Source organism: Enterobacter sp. DVT3837, from assembly GCF_056238685.1.
On record NZ_JBWDLA010000001.1, the window covers coordinates 2,876,397 to 2,897,707 of the forward strand.

The window sequence follows — 21,311 nt, forward strand, 5'->3', positions numbered from 1 at the left end:
CTGAAAAGGGCAGGGCCGGTTGGCGCTGCCCTTTTGCTTTCTAAACTGTTAATGACAACCGGGCATCATGGAAAATAAAAGCATTCCCCAAGCCACGTCGCCCCTGGCCGCGTGGCTTTCTTATCTGGAAAACCTGCACAGCAAAACCATTGATATGGGCCTTGAGCGCGTAAGCCAGGTCGCTGCGCGTCTTGATGTGCTGAAACCTGCGCCTTTCGTTTTTACTGTCGCGGGCACCAACGGTAAAGGGACGACCTGCCGTACGCTGGAATCCATTCTGATGGCTGCGGGTTATAAGGTTGGCGTTTACAGCTCTCCACACCTGGTACGCTATACCGAACGGGTTCGCGTGCAGAACAGCGAGTTGCCGGAATCGGCACATACGACCTCGTTCGCGGAAATTGAAGCCGCGCGCGGTGAGATCTCATTAACCTATTTCGAATACGGTACGCTTTCGGCGCTATGGCTGTTCAAGCAGGCGCAACTCGATGTGGTGATCCTTGAGGTCGGACTGGGTGGGCGTCTTGATGCCACCAATATGGTGGATGCAGATGTGGCGGTGGTCACCAGCATCGCGCTGGATCATACCGACTGGCTGGGACCGGACCGTGAAAGCATTGGCCGCGAGAAGGCCGGTATTTTCCGGGCCAATAAGCCCGCCGTGGTCGGCGAGCCGGATATGCCACACACCATCGCTGACGTGGCAAACGAGAAGGGCGCGCGTCTGCTGCGCCGCGGCGTTGACTGGCAGTATGAAGTGCGTGACAACGCCTGGTGCTTTAGCGATGCACAGGGCGCGCTGGACAACCTGCCTCTGCCGCAGGTGCCACAGCCGAACGCGGCAACGGCACTGGCAGCACTGCGCGCCAGCGGCCTCGCGGTCAGCGAGCAGGCGATCCGCGATGGTATACAGAACGCGATTCTGCCCGGGCGTTTCCAGATCGTCAGCGAGTCACCACGTCTCATTCTGGATGTGGCCCATAACCCACATGCGGCGGCTTATCTTGCCGGACGTCTTAAATCGTTACCAAAAACCGGGCGCGTACTGGCAGTTATCGGTATGCTTCATGATAAAGATATCGGCGGGACGCTGGCCTGCATGGAGAGTGTGGTCGATAGCTGGTATTGTGCTCCTCTGGAGGGGCCGCGTGGTGCAACAGCCGAGCAACTGATGGAACATCTTGGCAAAGGCGCAATCTACAATAGCGTGGCCCAGGCCTGGCATGCCGCGATGGCGGATGCTAAACCAGAAGATACCGTGCTGGTGTGTGGCTCATTCCACACTGTAGCACATGTCATGGAAGTGATGGACGCGGGGAGAACCGGTGGCGAGTAAGTTTCAGAACCGTTTAACAGGAACCATTGTGCTGGTCGCGCTCGGGGTGATTATCCTCCCGGGTCTGCTCGACGGGCAGAAAAAGCATTATCAGGATGAGTTTGCCGCTATTCCGCTGGTCCCTAAACCGGGTGACCGCGATGAGCCGGATATGCTGCCTGCGGCAACGCAAGCACTTCCTGCTCAACCACCGGAAGGTGCGGCAGAAGAGGTTCGTGCGGGCGATGCTGCAGCACCGTCGCTCGACCCGTCCCGTCTGGCGGCAACAAGCAACAATGAGATCGACCCAGTGCCGGTAGAGCAGCCTAAACCTGTTGAAAAACCGAAGCCGGTCGACAAACCACAGCCGAAACCACAGCGCGATAAGACAGCAGAACAGCTGGCCGCTGCTTCAGAGACAGCTCCGCCAGCGAAACCGGCTCAGCAAGAGGCCGCAGCCCCAACGGGCAAAGCTTACGTTGTGCAGCTTGGTGCGCTGAAAAATGCGGATAAAGTCAATGAGGTGGTGGGGAAACTGCGCAGTGCGGGGTATCGTGTTTACACTTCACCTTCCACGCCGGTGCAGGGTAAAATTACCCGTATCCTCGTGGGGCCAGAGGCGTCTAAAGACAAACTGAAAGGTTCGCTCGGCGAGCTGAAGCAGATCTCCGGTCTGAGTGGTGTAGTGATGAGCTACAGCGCTAACTAAGTACGACCTGCTCCTGAAAGAGAGAGGCGATAGGCCACGGCGTTGAACATTTTTTCAGCGCCTTTTTTATTTACGCGCGGGAAGGAAATCCCTACGCAAACGTTTTCTTTTTCTGTTAGAATTCGCCCCGAACTGGATGACAGGGCGTTAAATCGTGGGACACATATGGTCTGGATTGATTACGCCATCATTGCGGTGATTGGTTTTTCCTGTCTGGTTAGCCTGATCCGTGGCTTTGTTCGTGAAGCGTTATCGCTGGTGACATGGGGTTGTGCTTTCTTTGTTGCCAGTCATTACTACACTTACCTGTCTGTCTGGTTCACGGGCTTTGAAGATGAACTGGTCCGAAATGGAATCGCTATCGCGGTGCTGTTTATCGCGACGCTGATTGTCGGCGCTATCGTGAATTACGTGATAGGTCAGCTGGTCGAGAAAACCGGTCTGTCAGGAACGGACAGGGTGCTCGGGATCTGTTTCGGTGCATTACGAGGCGTACTGATTGTAGCCGCGATCTTGTTCTTCCTGGATACCTTCACCGGGTTCTCCAAAAGTGAAGACTGGCAGAAATCGCAGCTCATTCCAGAGTTCAGCTTCATCATCAGATGGTTCTTTGACTATCTGCAAAGCTCGTCGAGTTTTTTGCCCAGGGCATAAACCCTGAGATGTGGCTTAACGAGGAAAAGACGAATGTGCGGTATTGTCGGTATCGCCGGTTTCATGCCGGTAAACCAGTCGATTTATGACGCGTTAACGGTGCTTCAGCACCGTGGGCAGGATGCTGCGGGTATCATCACCATTGATGCAAACAACTGCTTCCGTTTACGTAAGGCGAATGGCCTGGTAAACGATGTGTTTGAAGCCCGCCATATGCAGCGTCTGCAAGGTAATATGGGGATCGGTCACGTTCGTTATCCTACTGCTGGCAGTTCCAGCGCCTCTGAGGCACAGCCTTTCTACGTCAACTCACCGTATGGCATTACCCTTGCCCATAACGGCAACCTGACCAACGCGCACGAGCTGCGTAAAAAGCTGTTCGAAGAGAAACGTCGCCACATTAACACTACCTCTGATTCTGAAATCCTGCTCAATGTGTTCGCCAGCGAGCTGGATAATTTCCGTCACTACCCGCTGGAAGCAGACAACATTTTTGCTGCTATTGCTGCCACAAACCGCCAGATCCGCGGCGCATATGCCTGCGTGGCGATGATCATCGGTCATGGCATGGTGGCCTTCCGCGATCCAAACGGCATTCGTCCCCTGGTGCTCGGCAAGCGCGACCTTGGCGATGGTCGTACCGAATATATGGTTGCCTCTGAGAGCGTGGCGCTGGATACCCTGGGCTTCGAATTCCTGCGTGACGTAGCCCCGGGTGAAGCGGTCTACATTACTGAGAAGGGGCAGCTGTTTACCCGCCAGTGTGCAGATAACCCGGTCAGTAATCCGTGCCTGTTCGAATACGTGTACTTCGCGCGTCCGGACTCGTTCATCGACAAGATTTCTGTCTACAGCGCACGCGTAAACATGGGCACGAAGCTGGGTGAGAAAATTGCCCGCGAGTGGGATGACCTCGACATCGACGTCGTTATTCCTATCCCGGAAACCTCCTGCGATATCGCCCTGGAAATCGCCCGCATTCTGGATAAGCCGTACCGTCAGGGCTTTGTGAAGAACCGCTACGTTGGCCGCACCTTCATCATGCCGGGCCAGCAGTTGCGCCGTAAGTCCGTGCGTCGCAAGCTGAACGCCAACCGCGCGGAATTCCGCGACAAAAACGTTCTGCTGGTGGATGACTCCATCGTCCGTGGCACTACCTCAGAGCAGATTATCGAGATGGCGCGCGAAGCGGGTGCGAAGAAAGTCTACCTGGCTTCCGCAGCGCCAGAAATTCGCTTCCCGAACGTGTATGGTATTGATATGCCAACCGCTAACGAGCTGATTGCCCACGGTCGTGAAGTGGACGAAATTCGCCAGATCATCGGTGCCGACGGCCTGATTTTCCAGGATCTGAACGATCTCATCGACGCAGTGCGTGCCGAGAACCCAGAGATTCAGCAGTTCGAGTGCTCCGTTTTCAACGGCGTCTACGTGACCAAAGATGTTGACCAGAAGTACCTCGACTATCTGGATTCGCTGCGCAACGACGATGCGAAAGCCGTCCAGTTGCAAAACGATCTCGAAAGTTTAGAGATGCACAACGAAGGTTGATGTCTCTGCAAGTGAGGGTATTCGCCCTCACTTGCAACTCCCCGCAAAATCCTGCACAGTCTGCCCTGAAATCAGTAAGGGCGAAAATCATGAAACGACTCATTGTTGGGCTCAGCGGTGCCAGTGGCGCGATTTACGGCGTACGGCTGTTACAGGTTCTGCGTAACGTAGCGGAAGTCGAAACCCATCTGGTGATGAGTCAGGCGGCGCGGCAGACTCTCTCTCTGGAAACCGATCTTTCCCTGCGTGACGTTCAGACACTCGCAGATGTCGTTCACGATGCCCGCGATATCGCCGCCAGCATCTCCTCAGGCTCATTTAAAACCGCCGGCATGGTTATCCTGCCCTGTTCTATTAAAACGCTCTCCGGCATTGTGAACAGCTATACCGACACGCTGGTGACGCGCGCGGCAGATGTGGTGTTGAAAGAGCGCCGCCCTCTGGTTCTTTGTGTGCGGGAAACGCCGCTGCATCTGGGCCACCTGCGTTTAATGACGCAGGCCGCCGAGTTGGGGGCGGTGATCATGCCACCGGTGCCGGCGTTTTATCATCGTCCTGTCTCACTGGATGATGTGATTAACCAGACCGTTAACCGTGTACTGGATCAGTTTGATATCGACCTGCCTGAAGACCTCTTCACCCGCTGGCAAGGGGCCTGATTCTGTGCACAAACAGAGTGCATGAAAAGAGTCGTTGCCCTGTTTCAGGGCAATTATGCAACGGCGATCATATCCTCGACATTTAATTCGTTTTTTCCCTTTTTCTCTCTCCGGTTCGTTCGGCAGACCTGCTATCTTTCACCATTAAGGCAATATCGCAACGTTTTATTAACATATTTAACGTCGAAGTTTTGACCAGACGGCAATGTGGCATAAGACCTGCAAGATGAAGCCTGCAACACAACACACAACACAATACATAATAAAATCACGGTACTTGAGGGTAAATGTATGAAGAAGACGGTTCTGGCTCTGTCTTTGCTCGTGGGGTTAAGTGCGGCAGCAGGTAGCTACGCAGCGCTTCCACAGACAGTTCGTATCGGTACAGACGCAACCTACGCGCCATTCTCTTCCAAAGATGCGAAAGGCGATTTCGTGGGGTTTGATATCGATCTGGGAAATGAGATGTGCAAACGCATTGCGGTGAAATGCACATGGGTGGGCAGCGACTTTGACGCGTTAATCCCGTCGCTGAAAGCCAAGAAAATCGACGCCATTATCTCTTCTCTCTCCATCACCGAAAAACGTCAGCAGGAGATTGCCTTCTCTGACAAGCTCTACGCTGCGGATTCTCGCCTGATTGCGCAGAAAGGTTCCCCTATCAAGCCAACCATTGACTCGCTGAAAGGCAAGCATGTCGGTGTGCTTCAGGGGTCAACTCAGGAAGGTTACGCCAATGCAAACTGGCGTGAGAAGGGCGTAGACGTCGTCGCGTACCAGAACCAGGATTTGATTTATTCTGACCTGGCAGCAGGTCGTCTGGATGCGGCATTCCAGGATGAAGTGGCCGCAAGCGAAGGCTTCCTGAAGCAACCTGCGGGTAAAGACTACGCGTTTGCAGGCCCGTCAGTGAAGGACAAAAAGTACTTTGGTGACGGTACCGGTATTGGCCTGCGTAAGGATGATACCGAGCTGAAAGCCGCCTTTGACAAAGCGTTCGCAGAGCTGCGTAAAGACGGTACTTACGACAAACTGGCGAAGAAATACTTCGACTTCAACGTATACGGTGAATAACACCTGGCGGTAACGCACCAGAAAGGTGCGTTACGGGAGCGGTTGACCCAATGCAGTGCATTTGTTGCACTGTATTGGATCGTTTTGTGCATACTTACGCATTTATAATGCAAAAAATCCCATCTGAAGGGCATTAATCTTTGCCTGTAGGAGGGGATTGATGGCACATTAGCACCACCCCGTCGTCGTAAAAATCCCGTATGAAGACAGTTTGTTGAGGACAGATATGAAAAAACTCGTGTTATCACTATCTCTGGTACTGGCTTTTTCCAGCGCCACCGCGGCATTCGCAGCCATTCCGCAGAAAATTCGTATTGGTACCGATCCTACCTATGCGCCATTCGAGTCAAAGAATTCTAAGGGTGAACTGGTTGGTTTTGACATCGATCTGGCCAATGAGCTGTGCAAACGCATCAAAGCACAATGTACCTACGTTGAAAACCCACTGGACGCGTTGATCCCTTCTCTGAAAGCCAAAAAAATCGACGTGATTATGTCCTCACTCTCTATCACCGAAAAACGCCAGCAGGAGATTGCTTTCACGGACAAACTCTACGCGGCTGATTCCCGTCTGGTGGTGGCGAAATCGTCTGACATTCAACCAACGCTGGAGTCGCTGAAAGGCAAACGCGTCGGCGTGCTGCAGGGCACCACGCAGGAAACCTACGGTAACGAACACTGGGCACCGAAAGGGATTGAAATTGTCTCCTATCAGGGCCAGGAAAATATCTACGCTGACCTGACGGCAGGCCGCATCGATGCAGCATTCCAGGATGAAGTCGCAGCGAGCGAAGGCTTCCTGAAGACGCCGGTGGGTAAAGATTACAAGTTTGGCGGTCCGTCCATTAAGGATGTGAAGTTGTTTGGCGTGGGCACCGGTATGGGCCTGCGTAAAGAAGATAACGAATTACGTGAAGCGCTGAACAAAGCGTTTGCCGAAATGCGCGCTGACGGCACGTACGACAAACTGGCGAAAAAATACTTTGATTTTAATGTTTACGGCGGCTAATCGCCCCGTCAAATAACGTGCGGCCCCTCCCGCAGTGGGAGGGGAAAAGACACGGTTCCACCACTCACGATACGACAGGGCTCGCGGTATGCTGTACGGATTTTCTGGCGTTATTTTACAGGGCGCGCTTGTCACCCTTGAGCTGGCGATCAGCTCCGTGGTGCTGGCGGTGCTGATAGGTCTGGCGGGTGCCGGTGCGAAGCTTTCAGCTAACAAACCACTGGCGTTGATTTTTGAAGGCTATACCACGCTCATTCGCGGTGTTCCCGATCTGGTGCTGATGCTGCTTATCTTCTACGGTCTGCAGATTGCGCTGAACAGCGTGACGGACGCGATGGGAATGGGACAAATTGATATTGACCCGATGGTGGCTGGTATTATCACCCTCGGTTTTATCTACGGAGCCTACTTCACTGAAACTTTCCGCGGTGCTTACATGGCCGTGCCGAAAGGTCACATTGAGGCGGCAACCGCATTTGGTTTTACCTCCTCACAAACGTTTCGCCGAATCATGTTCCCGGCCATGATGCGCTATGCGCTTCCGGGTATCGGTAACAACTGGCAGGTTATCCTCAAAGCGACGGCGCTGGTCTCGCTGCTCGGTCTGGAAGACGTCGTTAAAGCGACTCAGCTGGCGGGCAAGAGCACCTGGGAGCCGTTCTACTTTGCGGTGGTCTGTGGCGTGATTTATCTGGTCTTTACGACCGTCTCCAATGGTGTGCTGCTTCTGCTCGAGCGTCGCTACTCCGTGGGTGTGAAGAGGGCTGACCTGTGATTGAGATTATTCAGGAATACTGGAAATCGCTGCTGTGGACAGATGGCTATCGCTTTACCGGCGTGGCGATTACGCTCTGGCTGCTGATCTCCTCCGTGGTGATGGGCGGCATTCTGGCGGTGTTTCTTGCCATTGGCCGCGTGTCGAACAATAAATATATCCAGTTCCCGATCTGGCTGTTTACCTATGTGTTTCGCGGCACACCGCTGTACGTGCAGCTGCTGGTGTTCTATTCGGGGATGTATACGCTTGAGATCGTAAAAGGCACTGAGATGCTGAATGCGTTCTTCCGCAGTGGCCTGAACTGTACGGTGCTGGCGTTGACGCTCAATACCTGCGCCTATACCACCGAGATTTTCGCGGGGGCAATTCGTTCCGTGCCTTACGGTGAAATCGAGGCGGCGCGCGCGTATGGTTTCTCATCAGTGAAACTTTACCGTTGCATTATTCTGCCGTCGGCGCTGCGTATCGCGCTACCGGCGTACAGTAACGAAGTGATTTTGATGCTGCACTCCACCGCGCTCGCCTTTACCGCGACGGTGCCGGATCTGCTTAAAATTGCGCGCGATATTAACTCCGCGACCTATCAGCCGTTTACCGCGTTTGGCATTGCGGCGGTGCTCTATTTAATTATCTCTTATGTTCTGATTAGCCTGTTCCGTAAGGCTGAAAAACGCTGGTTGCAGCATATAAAACCTTCTTCGACGCACTGAGAAAGATGATGGCTGAGAACAAATTAAACGTTATTGATTTGCACAAACGCTACGGCGAACATGAAGTGCTGAAAGGGGTGTCGCTGCAGGCGAATGCGGGCGACGTGATCAGTATTATCGGCTCATCCGGCTCGGGAAAAAGTACCTTCCTGCGCTGCATCAACTTCCTCGAAAAACCGAGTGAAGGCTCGATTGTGGTGAGCGGACAGAATATTAACCTGGTCCGTGATAAAGACGGCCAGCTTAAGGTTGCAGATAAGAACCAGCTGCGCTTGCTGCGTACGCGGCTAACGATGGTGTTCCAGCACTTCAATCTCTGGAGCCATATGACGGTGCTGGAGAACGTGATGGAAGCACCGGTTCAGGTGCTGGGCCTGAGCAAGCAGGAAGCCCGCGAGCGCGCGGTGAAATACCTGGCGAAAGTGGGTATCGATGAGCGCCAGCAGATGAAATACCCGGTGCATCTATCCGGTGGTCAGCAGCAGCGTGTGTCCATCGCCCGCGCGCTGGCGATGGAACCCGAGGTGCTGTTGTTCGACGAACCGACCTCCGCGCTCGATCCAGAACTCGTCGGCGAAGTGCTGCGCATTATGCAGAAGCTGGCTGAAGAGGGGAAAACGATGGTGGTGGTCACCCATGAGATGGGCTTCGCCCGTAACGTCTCGAATCACGTTATCTTCCTGCATCAGGGGAAAATAGAAGAGCAGGGGCATCCGGACGAGGTGCTGGCAAACCCGCAAAGCCCGCGTTTACAGCAGTTCCTGAAAGGCTCACTGAAGTAGATTTGCCTTTCTCCCTCTCCCCTTTGGGAGAGGGCTGGAGTGCTGCATCAAACTGTACCGCACTCCAGCCGATACACCCAGTCGTCATAGCGCACGCCGTCAATCTCGTACGCCTTTTCCAGCACCTGCGTGCGTACAAACCCGGCTTTCTCTAATACTCGCACCGAGCCGCCGTTATCTGCCAGCACGTAGGCGTTAATCGCTTTCACGCCGGTCTGGTTAAACGCATAGTCACACACCGCGCGCAGCGCCTCGCTGGCAATCCCTTTTCCCTGCGCGGCAGGCACAACCGTATAGCCGATATCGGCCTCTTCACGATTCTCAGGGCTGATTTGCAGGCCAATGTCACCAAGCGGTGTGTCATCATCCCGCAAACGAATGACAAACACATGGGCAGCAGCGAGTCGCGCGGCAAACACGCGTCGGGTCTCTTTTTCCGGCGCGATGGCGGCCATATAGCGCATGATGCTGCGATCTTCTCGTAGCGAGCGGAAGAAGGCCCAGTCAGTGGGTTCAAAAGGAGTGAGGTGAAGCCGGGGAGTGGTGATCGTTGCCATTGTTACGCCATTTATTCGGAACATGGCCTGTCACTGTAACATATTCACCGTACTACATCCCCCAGCGCCTCTTCTAATTCATACCAGCGGAACGCAAATCCGGCCGCTTCCAGCCGTTTTGGCAGCGCCCGTTGCCCACCTAATGCCAGCACCGATGCTTCACCCATTATCAGGCGAATTACCGTTGCAGGGACACGTAAAATCGCCGGGCGATGCAGGGCGTGCCCCAGCGCATGAGCAAACTGCTCATTACGCACCGGATACGGCGCAACCATGTTAAACGGCCCGCGCAGATCGTTATCCAGCAGCCAGAGAATGCCGTTCACCATATCGTCAATGTGGATCCACGCCATATACTGGCGGCCATTACCTATGGGGCCGCCGAGCCCGAGCCTGAAAGGGGGAAGCATCTTCGCCAGAATGCCGCCTTTCGGCGCAAGCACTACGCCGGTACGCAACAGGCAGACGCGGGTGCGATCGCTCTGCGCGGCACAGGCAATGCGTTCCCACTGGGCGCAGAGTTTGTGGGTAAACTCGTTATGGGGGGGCTCTTCCTCGGTCACTACCACTTCGCCGAGATCGCCGTAATAGCCCACTGCTGAGCCTGAAATCAACACCGAAGGCGGGGTGTGGCTATTGCGGATAAGCTCAACCAGCTTTTCGGTAATGTTCCACCGACTGCTGCAGAGCAACTGTTTTTGCTCTTCCGTCCAGCGTTTATCGGCGATGGGTTCGCCTGCCAGGTTGATGACGGCGTCAAAGCCGTCCAGATTTTGCTGCTCGGACAAATTTTTCCAGATGTCGACACCCGTCCCCAGCACCTGGCGCGCTTTCTCCGGGCTGCGCGTCACAACGGTAATGTCGTGATGCAGCGCCTGCAGGCGCGCAACGAGATGATGACCAATCAATCCTGTACCGCCGGTCAGCAAAATCTTCATACAACCTCCAGGTTTACGCCTGGTGTTGCCAGCTTAACGTCATGGAGACGGAATCGGCATAACGCAGGGCGTGAAGTTTATCGATCTCTACTTCAGCATAAGTGACCCAGTGATGTTCGCGTGCGATGTCGAGCACATCCTGAGTTAATTTTTCCAGCAGAGAGAAGCGGTTATTTTCCACGTACTGGATGATGTTTTTGGTGATGGTGCGGTAGTTCAGCGCATCATTGATGTCTTCACTCGCCCGCGCTTTATCTGCCGGGTAGTGAATCACCACGTTAATGACAATATCCTGACGGTTGGCGATCTCTTCCTCTTTGATACCGATGAAGGTACGCAGGCGTAAATTTTTTATACGAATAATAGCGTCTGGCTGTGACATTGCAGGTCTTCTCCGTGTCAGTATTTCCTGCTCATAATACATGAGAGGCACCCAGCCTCATACAGGGTTAAATTTGCTGGATTTTTTGCATCGCGCGTTCGGTGGCCGGGCGGGTCCGAATACGCTCAAACCAGTTGTTCACCGCCGGGTAAGAGGCCAGGTCAATTCGGTGCTTTTCGAAGGTATTCACCCATGGCCAGCAGGCGATATCAGCAATACTGTAATGATCGCCCCCGAGCCACGGCGTTTTCTCCAGGCGACGATTCAGGACGCCATAGAGCCGTTGAGTTTCTACCTGGTAACGTTCTATCGCATAGGGAATGGGCTGCGGGGCGTAAGCGGTAAAATGGTGATTTTGCCCCAGCATGGGACCCAGCCCACTCACCTGCCAGAACAGCCATTGCAAAGTATGGTGCCGTTCACGCAATTCACCGCTCAACAGTTTGCCGGTTTTCTCCGCCAGATAGAGTAAAATTTCGCCGGATTCAAACAGGCTCAATGGTCTGCCCCCATCCGCTGGCTGGTTATCTATGATGGCTGGGATTTTATTGTTTGGTGAGATAGCCAGAAAGAGAGGGCTAAATTGATCGCCTTTGCTGATATCCACGCGAATGATCCGGTAATCCAGTTCGGCCTCTTCAAGAAAGAGGGTGATCTTTTGGCCGTTTGGGGTAGGGGCATAATAAAGGTCGATCATTTTCAACTCTTCTCCATGTGAAGAATGGCGTCATGAAAATGAGTATAGGTGGTTGTTGTAAATCGTGAGTTTTCATCAAGTGACAGCAAGGCAAAGAGATTATATGTTGAGTAAAAACCGATCAGCCGATGAGGATGTTATGAACCAGCCTGTAATCACATTGTGGTCCGATGCGAATTTCTTTTCTCCCTATGTAATGAGCGTATACGTTGCGCTGGCTGAAAAGGGGCTCACTTTTACGCTGAAGACCGTTGATCTTGATGGTGGTGAACATCTCAAGCCGCAGTGGCAGGGCTACGACCTGACCCGACGTGTACCGGTGCTGGAAATAGATGGATTTGCGCTGAGCGAATCGTCAGCGATTGATGAATATCTGGAAGATCGCTTCGCGCCACCAGAATGGGAACGTATCTACCCTCACGATCTGCAAAAGCGTGCCCGGGCGCGGCAGATTCAGGCGTGGCTGCGTAGCGATCTGGTACCGATTCGCGTGGAACGCTCGACGGACGTTGTGTTTGCCGGGGTGAAAAAACCAGCCCTGAGCGCAGAAGGCACAGAAAGCGCGCAAAAACTGATTGAAACCGCTACCTCACTGCTTGCGCATGGCAACCCGAACCTGTTCGGCGAGTGGTGCATTGCCGACGCCGATCTGGCGTTGATGTTAAACCGCTTAATCCTCAACGGTGATGAAGTGCCGCAACTGCTGGTGGATTATGCTGCGTTTCAATGGCAGCGAGCCTCTGTGCAGCGCTATGTGGCACTCTCCGCTAAGCGTGCGGGCTGATAACCCCTGGCGCTTCAGGTATGATAAGGGCAGTTTGTTTTCCCGAGGAGTGACTGATGAAACTAATGTTTGCGTCGGATATCCATGGATCGCTGCCCGCTACCGAGCGAGTTCTTTCCCTGTTTGCGCAAAGCGGTGCGCAGTGGCTGATCATTCTGGGCGATGTGCTCAATCACGGACCGCGTAATGCGCTACCGGAAGGCTATGCCCCGGCGCAAGTGGCGGAAAAGCTCAACCAGCATGCCTCGCGCATCATCGCCGTTCGCGGTAACTGCGACAGCGAAGTGGACCAGATGCTGTTGCATTTTCCTCTTACCGCGCCGTGGCAACAGGTACTGCTGGAAAAAAGTCGCCTGTTTCTGACGCATGGGCATCTTTTTAGCCCGGATAATCTCCCGACGCTGGCGGCTGGCGATGTCCTGGTTTACGGTCATACTCATATTCCGGTTGCTGAAAAGCGCGGTGAGATTTATCACTTTAACCCGGGGTCGGTCAGCATACCCAAAGGCGGATACCCTGCAAGCTATGGCATGCTCGATGGAAATACGTTAAGCGTTATCGCACTTAATGATCAGCAAGTTATTGCGCAGGTAGCGATTAATCCGTAAGTTACACCTCAACTGCAAACGCGCCGAAAGAGCGCTTAGACGAGAAGGTTTCCCGATGGTGGAGCAGAATCATTTGGCAAGTACAGAGTGGGTTGACATTGTCAGCGAAGAGAATGAAGTGATCGCGCAGGCCAGCCGCGAACAAATGCGTGCGGAACGTCTGCGTCATCGTGCGACATATATCGTTGTTCATGACGGTATGGGTAAAATTCTGGTTCAGCGCCGCACGGACACCAAAGATTTTCTCCCGGGTATGCTGGATGCCACTGCAGGCGGTGTGGTCCAGGCTGATGAAGTGCTGCTGGATTCCGCGCGTCGTGAAGCGGAAGAAGAGTTAGGTATTGCGGGCGTACCGTTTGCCGAACATGGGCAGTTCTATTTTGAGGATGAAAACTGCCGCGTCTGGGGTGGGTTGTTTAGCTGCGTCTCTCACGGGCCGTTTGCCCTGCAGGAAGAAGAAGTCAGCGAAGTGAACTGGATGACGCCGGAAGAAATTACCGCGCGTTGCGACGAGTTCACTCCAGATTCATTAAAAGCGCTGGCACTGTGGATGAGCCGTAACGCGAATAACGAGTCGACCAAATCAGAGAAAGAGGAAGAGGCTGAGTAAGCCTTAGCAACTCTCTCGCAGACACAGACTGGACGCGATGGGCTTTTGATCGCGCCAGTCTCCGTCATTCAGACGTTCCAGAAGTGCTTTCCCCGCTTCAATCCCAATCTTACGATGCGGCACTGCCATCGTCGTTAGCGGCGGCTGACAGACGCGGCTCACATCGCTGTCGCCAAAGCCTACCACCGCCAGATCGTCTGGTACCTTGATTCGCCTGCGCTGACATTCATACAGCGCGCCACAGGCCAGTTCGTCTGAGACGCACACCAGCGCATCCAGTTCAGGCCATGCCAGCAGGAATTCCGGCAGTTGCGCGGCGCCGGTCGAGAAAACTGGCGGCATGGCAGCGTTAATGACCCGGTTCGGTGACATATGGTGTCGAAGCATCGCTTTGTACCAGCCCTGTAAATGCTGCTGGAAAATCCACTGTTCCTGGTTGGCGCACAGCAGACCAATATTTTGATAGCCGCGCTTAATGACCATTTCCGTCAGTTCGTACATGGCCGCTACGTTATCAATCCCGATATTCATATCAATCGGATCGGCACGCATGGCCCCCATTTCCATTACCGGAATGGAGGCATTTTTCAGCCAGTGGCGGACAGTGTCAGAGTGTTCAACACTGAGCAAAATGGCGGCGGCAATATTCGACGCCAGAAGTGTCTCCAGCAGCTTCTCTTCCTGTTCAAGACGATGCTGGGATTCTGCCAGCATGATCTGATAGCCGGCAGGCTGCAGCACCTGCTGTAGCCCGGCGAACATCTCGGAACAGCCAGCCTCGGAGAGATTAGGAACGACCATCGCAATCGTCCATGACGAGGCTGAGGCCAGTGCACTGGCCGCAAGATTGGGCATATAACCTAACTCTTGCACCGCGGCTTCAATTTTTTCTCGCAGTTTATCGGAAACCTGTTCGGGCGTGCGGAGTGCACGGGACACGGTCATCGTGCCCACACCGGCAAGCTGTGCGACATCGGCGAGTGTCACTTTACCGGTACTGCGCCGTTTTCGGGTTAGAGACATACACCTTCCTGCTGACCAGACGCGTTCTTATTTTCCTTCGTTTCACGTGACAGGCAGTATACGCCCTAAATCCCTTTTTTTGCTGTGATTTCACTCCATGATTACAATTTGATAGCGCTATCACATTTCTGAATGTTAGCGGTTGGTAGCGCTATCTTTGTGATCTTGATCGCAGCCAAGTATTGATGTGTTGAATAAAGTTTGCTCATCTTTTGCAGTGTGACGGGAGTGAAAAGTGCTGAATAAATGGATATATGATACAACCATCACGCTTCAGGAAAGCGTTGAAAGCTGGCCACAGGCGCTGGAGATATGTGCAAAACCGTTGCTGGATCTGAAGGTGATCGCGCCGGAATACGTCACGGCGATCGTTGAACAACATCGTACATTAGGACCTTACTATGTGCTGGCACCAGGGCTGGCGATGCCGCATGCGCGGCCGGAGGAAGGAGCCAAAGGACTGGGGTTGTCTTTATTAAAACTAAAACAGGGCGTCTCTTTTGGTGCCGGTGAGTTTGACCCTGTCGATGTCATTATTATGCTCGCGGCGCCGGACAAACATAGCCATATCGAGATGATTTCTTCACTGGCTGAGCTATTTTCCAGCGATGAAGATATGGCTGAATTGCATCAGGCGAATACCCTGGAGGAAATTAAAACGATTATTGACCGCTTCTGATTTAATTCTTTAATCCGATTTTTCACAACATTACGCGCCGGCGTGATGGGGCGTGCTCTACTCAAAAAAAGGGGACAACAATGAAAATCATGGCTATTTGCGGTTCTGGCCTGGGCAGTAGTTTTATGGTCGAAATGAATATCAAAAAGGTGCTCAAAAAGCTGGAGATTGAGGCCGAGGTTGAACACTCCGATCTCTCCTCGGCCACACCGGGCGCGGCCGACCTGTTCGTGATGGCAAAAGACATTGCGGCCAGCGCCAGCGTGCCGGAAAGCCAGCTGGTGGTGATCAACAACATCATCGACATCAACGAACTTGAAGCGCAACTGCGTGCCTGGTTCGAAAGACAATAACCCTGATAAGGCGAGGTGGATATGTTTATCCTTGAAACGCTGAATTTCGTTGTTGATATATTAAAAGTCCCTTCGGTGCTGGTGGGGTTAATTGCGTTAATCGGTTTGGTTGCACAGAAAAAAGCGTTTTCGGACGTGGTGAAAGGGACAATTAAAACTATCCTGGGATTTATTGTGCTGGGTGGTGGTGCCACAGTACTGGTAGGGTCATTGAATCCTTTAGGCGGCATGTTTGAGCACGCTTTTACTATCCAGGGGATTATTCCAAACAATGAAGCGATTGTGTCGATTGCGCTTGAGAAATACGGTGCCGCAACCGCACTGATTATGGCCTTCGGGATGGTGGCGAATATTATCGTCGCTCGCTTTACCCGCCTGAAGTATATCTTCCTGACCGGGCATCACACCTTTTATATGGCGTGCATGATTGGTGTGATCCTGACGGTAGCGGGCTTTGAAGGCGTAGGGCTGGTCTTTACCGGCTCGCTGATCCTCGGTCTGGTAATGGCCTTCTTCCCGGCGATTGCGCAGCGTTATATGAAGCGTATCACCGGTAACGACGATATCGCCTTTGGTCACTTCGGCACGCTGGGCTATGTGCTTTCCGGCTGGATTGGCAGCAAGGTTGGCAAAGGCTCCCGCTCAACCGAAGAGATGAACCTGCCGAAGAACCTGAGCTTCCTTCGCGACAGTTCTATCTCCATCTCGCTGACCATGATGATTATCTATCTGATCATGGCGGTGAGTGCCGGGCGTGAATACGTTGAGGCCACCTTCAGCGGCGGTCAGAACTACCTGGTCTACGCCATCATCATGGCGATTACCTTCGCGGCGGGCGTGTTCATCATCCTGCAGGGTGTGCGCCTGATCCTGGCGGAAATCGTTCCGGCCTTTACCGGCTTCTCGGAAAAACTGGTGCCCAATGCGCGCCCGGCGTTGGACTGCCCGGTGGTCTATCCGTATGCACCAAACGCGGTGCTGATTGGCTTCCTGTTCAGCTTTCTGGGTGGGATTGTGGGGCTGATCATCTGCGGCCAGTTTAACTGGGTACTGATACTCCCGGGCGTGGTGCCGCACTTCTTCACCGGCGCAACGGCGGGCGTGTTCGGTAACGCCACCGGTGGACGTCGCGGGGCAATGATTGGCGCCTTTGCCAACGGGTTGCTGATCACCTTCCTGCCGGTACTGCTGTTACCGGTGCTGGGCGCAATTGGCTTTGCTAACACAACGTTCTCGGACGCAGATTTCGGCGCGGTTGGGATTGTGCTCGGCAATCTGGCGCGCTTCCTGTCGCCGCTTGCCATTACCGGGCTGGTTGTGGCGCTATTCGCGCTGCTGGTGGCGTACAACGTCTTCGCGAAAAACAAACCTGCAGGCGGTAACGCGCAGGAAAACACCGGAGCCAAATCATGAATGAGAAAGAGATAACCGAACTCGCGCGTCAGATCCGTCTTGAGACGCTGAAATCCCTGACGCAGCTGGGCTTTGGACACTACGGTGGCAGTATGTCGGTGGTTGAAACGCTGGCCGTGCTGTACGGCGCGGTGATGAAAATCGACCCGGCCGATCCGGACTGGCCAGAGCGTGACTACTTTGTCCTGTCGAAAGGTCATGCGGGCCCGGCGCTCTACAGCACGCTGGCGATCAAGGGTTACTTCCCGGTGGAAGAACTGAGCACGCTGAACCAGAACGGTACCCGACTGCCAAGCCATCCGGATCGCCTGAAAACGCGTGGCGTGGATGCCACCACGGGATCCTTGGGGCAAGGGATCTCCATTGCCGGGGGAATGGCGCTGTCGCACAAGCTGGCTGGGCGACCGAATCGGGTCTTCTGCATCGTCGGTGACGGCGAATTGAACGAAGGGCAGTGCTGGGAAGCCTTCCAGTTTATTGCGCACCATCGTCTGAATAACCTGACGATATTCGTGGACTGGAACAAGCAGCAGCTGGATGGCGAGCTGGACGATATTATCTGTGCGTTCGACCTGGAAGGAAAATTCCGCGCTTTTGGCTATGACGTGGTGACGGTCAAAGGAGACGATATTCCGGCGCTGCTGGAAGTGACCTCTCTGGTTCCGGCGAAAGATGCTCGCCCAAGAGTGGTGATCCTGGACAGCATTAAAGGGCAGGGGGTGCCGTATCTGGAGCAGCTCAGTAACTCGCACCATCTGCGATTGACCGCAGAGAGCAAAGCGGCCCTCGATGAGACTATCCGCCAACTGGAGGCTACACATGATTAAGGTTGCACCAGCAGGACAGAAAGATGCCATTGAGATGCGTAAAGTCTACGCGAGTTTTGTGGCTAAGCAGATTGAGGCGGGAAGTGAGATTATCGCCCTTGAAGCGGATCTGATGAGCTCTATGGCGATGGATAGCGTGGCGCGTGATTATCCGCAGCATGTGATTAACTGCGGCATCATGGAAGCGAACGTGATTGGTACGGCTGCAGGGTTGTCTCTCACCGGGCGTAAACCGTTTGTTCATACCTTTACCGCCTTCGCCAGCCGTCGCTGTTTTGATCAGCTGTTTATGTCCCTTGACTACCAGCGCAACAACGTGAAGGTGATAGCTTCAGATGCAGGCGTGACGGCCTGCCACAACGGCGGAACGCATATGTCGTTTGAAGACATGGGTATCGTTCGCGGTCTGGCGCACTCGGTGGTGCTGGAAGTCACCGACGCGGTAATGTTTGAAGACGTGTTGCGCCAGCTTATCGACCTCGAAGGCTTCTACTGGGTACGTACCATCCGTAAGCAAGCACCGAGCGTGTACGCGCCTGGCTCGACGTTTACCATCGGCAAAGGCAATGTGCTGCGCGAAGGCACCGATATTACCCTGATTGCCAATGGCATTATGGTGGCGGAAGCACTGGAAGCGGCGCGTCAGCTGGAGAAGGAGGGCGTCAGCGCGGCGGTCATCGACATGTTTACCCTGAAGCCTATCGACCGGATGCTGGTGAAAAACTACGCCGAGAAAACCGGGCGTATCGTCACCTGCGAAAACCACAGTATTCATAACGGGCTGGGTTCAGCCGTTGCGGAAGTGCTGGTAGAAACCTGCCCGGTACCGATGCGTCGGGTTGGCGTGAAGGAGCGTTATGGCCAGGTGGGGACACAGGATTTCCTGCAGAAGGAGTATGGCCTGACGGCACATGGCATTGTGTCGGCGGCGCGTGAGCTGCTGTAAATAAAAAAGGCGACCAGAGGGTCGCCTTTTTGTTGCAGTAAAACTTACTGCTGCTGTGAAGACTGGATCGCGGTCAGCGCGATGGTGTAGACGATATCGTCTACCAGCGCACCACGGGACAGGTCGTTCACAGGTTTGCGCATACCTTGCAGCATTGGCCCGATGGAGATCAGGTCTGCAGAACGCTGTACCGCTTTGTAGGTGGTGTTACCGGTGTTCAGATCAGGGAAGATGAACACGGTCGCGCGACCTGCAACCGGTGAGTTCGGCGCTTTGGATTTCGCAACGTCAGCCATAACCGCAGCATCGTACTGCAGAGGGCCATCGATCATCAGGTCAGGACGTTTTTCCTGTGCCAGACGTGTTGCTTCACGGACTTTCTCTACATCGCTACCTGCACCAGAGGTACCGGTGGAGTAGGAAAGCATTGCCACACGTGGTTCGATGCCGAAGGCAATCGCGGAGTCAGCAGACTGGATAGCGATTTCAGCCAGTTGTTCTGCGGTTGGATCCGGGTTGATCGCGCAGTCACCGTAAACATAAACCTGTTCAGGCAGCAGCATGAAGAACACGGACGAAACCAGAGAGCTGCCTGGCGCTGTTTTGATCAGCTGCAATGGCGGGCGAATGGTATTCGCAGTGGTGTGAACTGCACCAGAAACCAGACCGTCAACTTCGTCCTGCTCCAGCATCAGCGTACCCAGCACCACGTTGTCTTCCAGCTGTTCACGCGCAACGGCTTCGGTCATGCCTTTGCTCTTACGCAGCTCAACCAGACGTGCAACATAGCTTTCGCGAACCACTTCCGGGTCAACGATTTCGATACCGGCACCCAGTTCAACGCCCTGAGAGGCCGCTACGCGGTTGATCTCGTCCGGGTTGCCCAGCAGCACGCAGGTCGCGATGCCGCGCTCTGCACAAATAGCCGCCGCTTTAACGGTACGTGGTTCGTCGCCTTCTGGCAGAACAACGCGTTTGCCCGCTTTACGCGCCAGCTCGGTCAGCTGATAACGGAACGCAGGAGGAGACAGACGACGGCTGCGCTCGGAGGTCGCCGTCAGGGATTCGATCCAGTCTGCGTTGATGTAACCCGCAACGTATTCCTGAACTTTCTCGATACGCTCGTGGTCATCAACCGGTACTTCCAGGTTGAAGCTCTGCAGGCTCAGAGAGGTCTGCCAGGTGTTGGTGTTCACCATGAAGACTGGCAGGCCAGTGGCAAACGCGCGTTCGCACAGTTTGCTGACGCGCGGGTCCATCTCGTAGGCACCGGTCAGCAAGATAGCGCCGATTTCCACACCGTTCATCGCGGCCAGGCACGCTGCAACCAGGACGTCAGGACGGTCTGCGGACGTTACCAGCAGGGAACCTGCGCGGAAGTGTTCCAGCATGTGCGGAATGCTACGCGCACAGAAGGTCACGGATTTCACGCGGCGGGTATTGATGTCGCCTTCGTTAACGACGGTGGCGTTCAGGTGACGCGCCATGTCGATTGCACGGGTGGCAATCAGATCGAAACTCCATGGTACCGCGCCAAGTACTGGCAGCGGGCTGGATTCCTGCAGTTTAGCCGGATCAACTTTGATGACTTTCGCTTTGGAGGAGTCGTCGAAGATCTCGGACAGATCAGGGCGAGTACGGCCCTGCTCATCAACTGGCGCATTCAGTTTGTTAACGATTACGCCAGTGATGTTGGTGTTTTTCGCGCCGCCGAAGCTGCTGCGAGTCAGTTCGATACGCTCGTTCAGCTGCTCAGGGGTATCAGTGCCCTGAGACATCACGAAAACGATCTCTGCGTTCAGGGTTTTCGCGATTTCGAAGTTCAGAGACTGGGCAAACTGGTGTTTGCGGGTCGGGACCAGACCTTCAACCAGCACCACTTCCGCGTCTTGCGTGTTAGCGTGGTAGTTGGCGATGATCTCTTCCATCAGCACGTCTTTCTGGTTGCTGGACAGCAGAGACTCAACGTGGCTCATCTTCAGCGGTTCAGCCGCTGGCAGATTGGAGTTCTTGCGAACGATGGTGGTGGTCTGGTCTGGCGCATCGCCACCGGCACGAGGCTGGGCGATTGGCTTAAAGACGCTCAGACGAACGCCTTTGCGTTCCATAGCACGGATAACGCCAAGGCTGACGCTGGTCAGGCCGACGCTGGTTCCGGTAGGGATCAGCATAATAGTACGGGACACGGTTTATCCTCTTTCGTTACCGCCGAAATTGGGCGGGTTACAAAACAGCACCGCCAGCTTAGCTGGC

Annotated in this window: 24 protein-coding genes; 18 read left to right on the forward strand and 6 right to left on the reverse strand. The window is 54.3% G+C overall.

The window, feature by feature from the left end; all coding sequences use genetic code 11:
• The first annotated feature begins 67 nt into the window (after positions 1–67).
• The 10 genes from folC (at position 68) to hisP (ending at position 9,241) form a co-directional block, all read left to right on the forward strand.
• A complete protein-coding gene (gene folC, locus AC0XWG_RS14245; RefSeq protein WP_049005878.1) occupies positions 68–1,336 on the forward strand; it encodes a bifunctional tetrahydrofolate synthase/dihydrofolate synthase in 1,269 nt (422 codons plus the stop codon).
• Positions 1,326–2,024: a cell division protein DedD gene (gene dedD, locus AC0XWG_RS14250; RefSeq protein ID WP_028016215.1), complete on the forward strand. Its 699-nt coding sequence runs from the start codon at positions 1,326–1,328 to the stop codon at positions 2,022–2,024. The genes folC and dedD overlap by 11 nt, the downstream gene beginning before the upstream one ends.
• 165 nt (positions 2,025–2,189) lie before the next feature.
• A complete protein-coding gene (gene cvpA / locus AC0XWG_RS14255) occupies positions 2,190–2,678 on the forward strand; it encodes a colicin V production protein (RefSeq protein ID WP_000262116.1) in 489 nt (162 codons plus the stop codon).
• A 33-nt stretch (positions 2,679–2,711) separates the two neighbouring features.
• Positions 2,712–4,229 carry an amidophosphoribosyltransferase gene (gene purF / locus AC0XWG_RS14260; RefSeq protein ID WP_049005877.1) on the forward strand — a complete coding sequence of 506 codons (1,518 nt, stop codon included), beginning with the start codon at positions 2,712–2,714 and terminating at the stop codon, positions 4,227–4,229.
• 89 nt (positions 4,230–4,318) lie between these two features.
• Positions 4,319–4,888 (forward strand): UbiX family flavin prenyltransferase, encoded by a 570-nt coding sequence (locus AC0XWG_RS14265; RefSeq protein WP_108090840.1) that lies wholly within the window; start codon positions 4,319–4,321, stop codon positions 4,886–4,888.
• Positions 4,889–5,179: 291 nt separating this feature from the next.
• Positions 5,180–5,962: a lysine/arginine/ornithine ABC transporter substrate-binding protein ArgT gene (argT, locus tag AC0XWG_RS14270; RefSeq protein WP_028016218.1), complete on the forward strand. Its 783-nt coding sequence runs from the start codon at positions 5,180–5,182 to the stop codon at positions 5,960–5,962.
• A 226-nt stretch (positions 5,963–6,188) separates the two neighbouring features.
• Entirely contained in the window at positions 6,189–6,971 is a 783-nt protein-coding gene (gene hisJ / locus AC0XWG_RS14275) for a histidine ABC transporter substrate-binding protein HisJ (RefSeq protein WP_008502592.1), read from the forward strand.
• Between the two features lie 88 nt (positions 6,972–7,059).
• Positions 7,060–7,746 carry a histidine ABC transporter permease HisQ gene (locus AC0XWG_RS14280; protein WP_014832782.1) on the forward strand — a complete coding sequence of 229 codons (687 nt, stop codon included), beginning with the start codon at positions 7,060–7,062 and terminating at the stop codon, positions 7,744–7,746.
• A complete protein-coding gene (locus AC0XWG_RS14285; RefSeq protein WP_028016219.1) occupies positions 7,743–8,459 on the forward strand; it encodes an ABC transporter permease in 717 nt (238 codons plus the stop codon). The genes AC0XWG_RS14280 and AC0XWG_RS14285 overlap by 4 nt, the downstream gene beginning before the upstream one ends.
• 8 nt (positions 8,460–8,467) lie before the next feature.
• Positions 8,468–9,241 carry a histidine ABC transporter ATP-binding protein HisP gene (gene hisP / locus AC0XWG_RS14290; protein ID WP_028016220.1) on the forward strand — a complete coding sequence of 258 codons (774 nt, stop codon included), beginning with the start codon at positions 8,468–8,470 and terminating at the stop codon, positions 9,239–9,241.
• Between the two features lie 47 nt (positions 9,242–9,288).
• Here the strand turns inward: hisP and AC0XWG_RS14295 are convergent, their stop codons facing one another.
• The 4 genes from AC0XWG_RS14295 to yfcG form a co-directional block, all read right to left on the reverse strand.
• Positions 9,289–9,798, reverse strand: a complete 510-nt coding sequence (locus tag AC0XWG_RS14295; RefSeq protein ID WP_108090839.1) for a GNAT family N-acetyltransferase — start codon at positions 9,796–9,798, stop codon at positions 9,289–9,291.
• Positions 9,799–9,842: 44 nt separating this feature from the next.
• Entirely contained in the window at positions 9,843–10,736 is an 894-nt protein-coding gene (locus tag AC0XWG_RS14300) for a TIGR01777 family oxidoreductase (protein ID WP_128347386.1), read from the reverse strand.
• Between the two features lie 13 nt (positions 10,737–10,749).
• Complete coding sequence (folX, locus tag AC0XWG_RS14305) at positions 10,750–11,118, reverse strand: dihydroneopterin triphosphate 2'-epimerase (protein ID WP_028016226.1); 369 nt, start codon at positions 11,116–11,118, stop codon at positions 10,750–10,752.
• 67 nt (positions 11,119–11,185) lie between these two features.
• Positions 11,186–11,815 carry a GSH-dependent disulfide bond oxidoreductase gene (gene yfcG / locus AC0XWG_RS14310; protein ID WP_049005864.1) on the reverse strand — a complete coding sequence of 210 codons (630 nt, stop codon included), beginning with the start codon at positions 11,813–11,815 and terminating at the stop codon, positions 11,186–11,188.
• 139 nt (positions 11,816–11,954) lie between these two features.
• Here yfcG and yfcF point away from each other — a divergent pair, with 139 nt between their 5' ends.
• The 3 genes from yfcF to yfcD are packed head-to-tail and all read left to right on the forward strand — an operon-like array spanning position 11,955 to position 13,817.
• Positions 11,955–12,599, forward strand: a complete 645-nt coding sequence (gene yfcF / locus AC0XWG_RS14315) for a glutathione transferase (RefSeq protein WP_028016228.1) — start codon at positions 11,955–11,957, stop codon at positions 12,597–12,599.
• Positions 12,600–12,655: 56 nt separating this feature from the next.
• On the forward strand, positions 12,656–13,207 hold the full coding sequence (gene yfcE / locus AC0XWG_RS14320; RefSeq protein WP_028016229.1) for a phosphodiesterase: 552 nt from the start codon (positions 12,656–12,658) through the stop codon (positions 13,205–13,207).
• A gap of 55 nt (positions 13,208–13,262) precedes the next feature.
• Positions 13,263–13,817, forward strand: coding sequence for an NUDIX hydrolase YfcD (gene yfcD, locus AC0XWG_RS14325; RefSeq protein WP_028016230.1), 555 nt, complete (start codon positions 13,263–13,265; stop codon positions 13,815–13,817).
• Positions 13,818–13,820: 3 nt separating this feature from the next.
• Here yfcD and AC0XWG_RS14330 read toward each other — a convergent pair whose 3' ends face one another.
• Positions 13,821–14,840, reverse strand: a complete 1,020-nt coding sequence (locus AC0XWG_RS14330; RefSeq protein WP_128347387.1) for a LacI family DNA-binding transcriptional regulator — start codon at positions 14,838–14,840, stop codon at positions 13,821–13,823.
• Between the two features lie 235 nt (positions 14,841–15,075).
• On the opposite strand from AC0XWG_RS14330, the gene AC0XWG_RS14335 reads away from it, so the two are divergent.
• The 5 genes from AC0XWG_RS14335 (at position 15,076) to AC0XWG_RS14355 (ending at position 19,058) form a co-directional block, all read left to right on the forward strand.
• Positions 15,076–15,519, forward strand: a complete 444-nt coding sequence (locus tag AC0XWG_RS14335) for a PTS sugar transporter subunit IIA (RefSeq protein WP_128347388.1) — start codon at positions 15,076–15,078, stop codon at positions 15,517–15,519.
• 80 nt (positions 15,520–15,599) lie between these two features.
• Positions 15,600–15,872 (forward strand): PTS sugar transporter subunit IIB, encoded by a 273-nt coding sequence (locus AC0XWG_RS14340; protein ID WP_003861447.1) that lies wholly within the window; start codon positions 15,600–15,602, stop codon positions 15,870–15,872.
• 21 nt (positions 15,873–15,893) lie between these two features.
• Positions 15,894–17,285 (forward strand): PTS ascorbate transporter subunit IIC, encoded by a 1,392-nt coding sequence (locus AC0XWG_RS14345; protein WP_028016233.1) that lies wholly within the window; start codon positions 15,894–15,896, stop codon positions 17,283–17,285.
• A complete protein-coding gene (locus tag AC0XWG_RS14350; RefSeq protein ID WP_128347389.1) occupies positions 17,282–18,112 on the forward strand; it encodes a transketolase in 831 nt (276 codons plus the stop codon). Before AC0XWG_RS14345 ends, AC0XWG_RS14350 begins: the two co-directional genes overlap by 4 nt.
• Complete coding sequence (locus AC0XWG_RS14355; RefSeq protein ID WP_108090834.1) at positions 18,105–19,058, forward strand: transketolase family protein; 954 nt, start codon at positions 18,105–18,107, stop codon at positions 19,056–19,058. The genes AC0XWG_RS14350 and AC0XWG_RS14355 overlap by 8 nt, the downstream gene beginning before the upstream one ends.
• Positions 19,059–19,102: 44 nt before the next feature.
• Here AC0XWG_RS14355 and pta read toward each other — a convergent pair whose 3' ends face one another.
• A complete protein-coding gene (gene pta, locus AC0XWG_RS14360) occupies positions 19,103–21,244 on the reverse strand; it encodes a phosphate acetyltransferase (RefSeq protein WP_028016236.1) in 2,142 nt (713 codons plus the stop codon).
• Between the last annotated feature and the right edge of the window lie 67 nt (positions 21,245–21,311).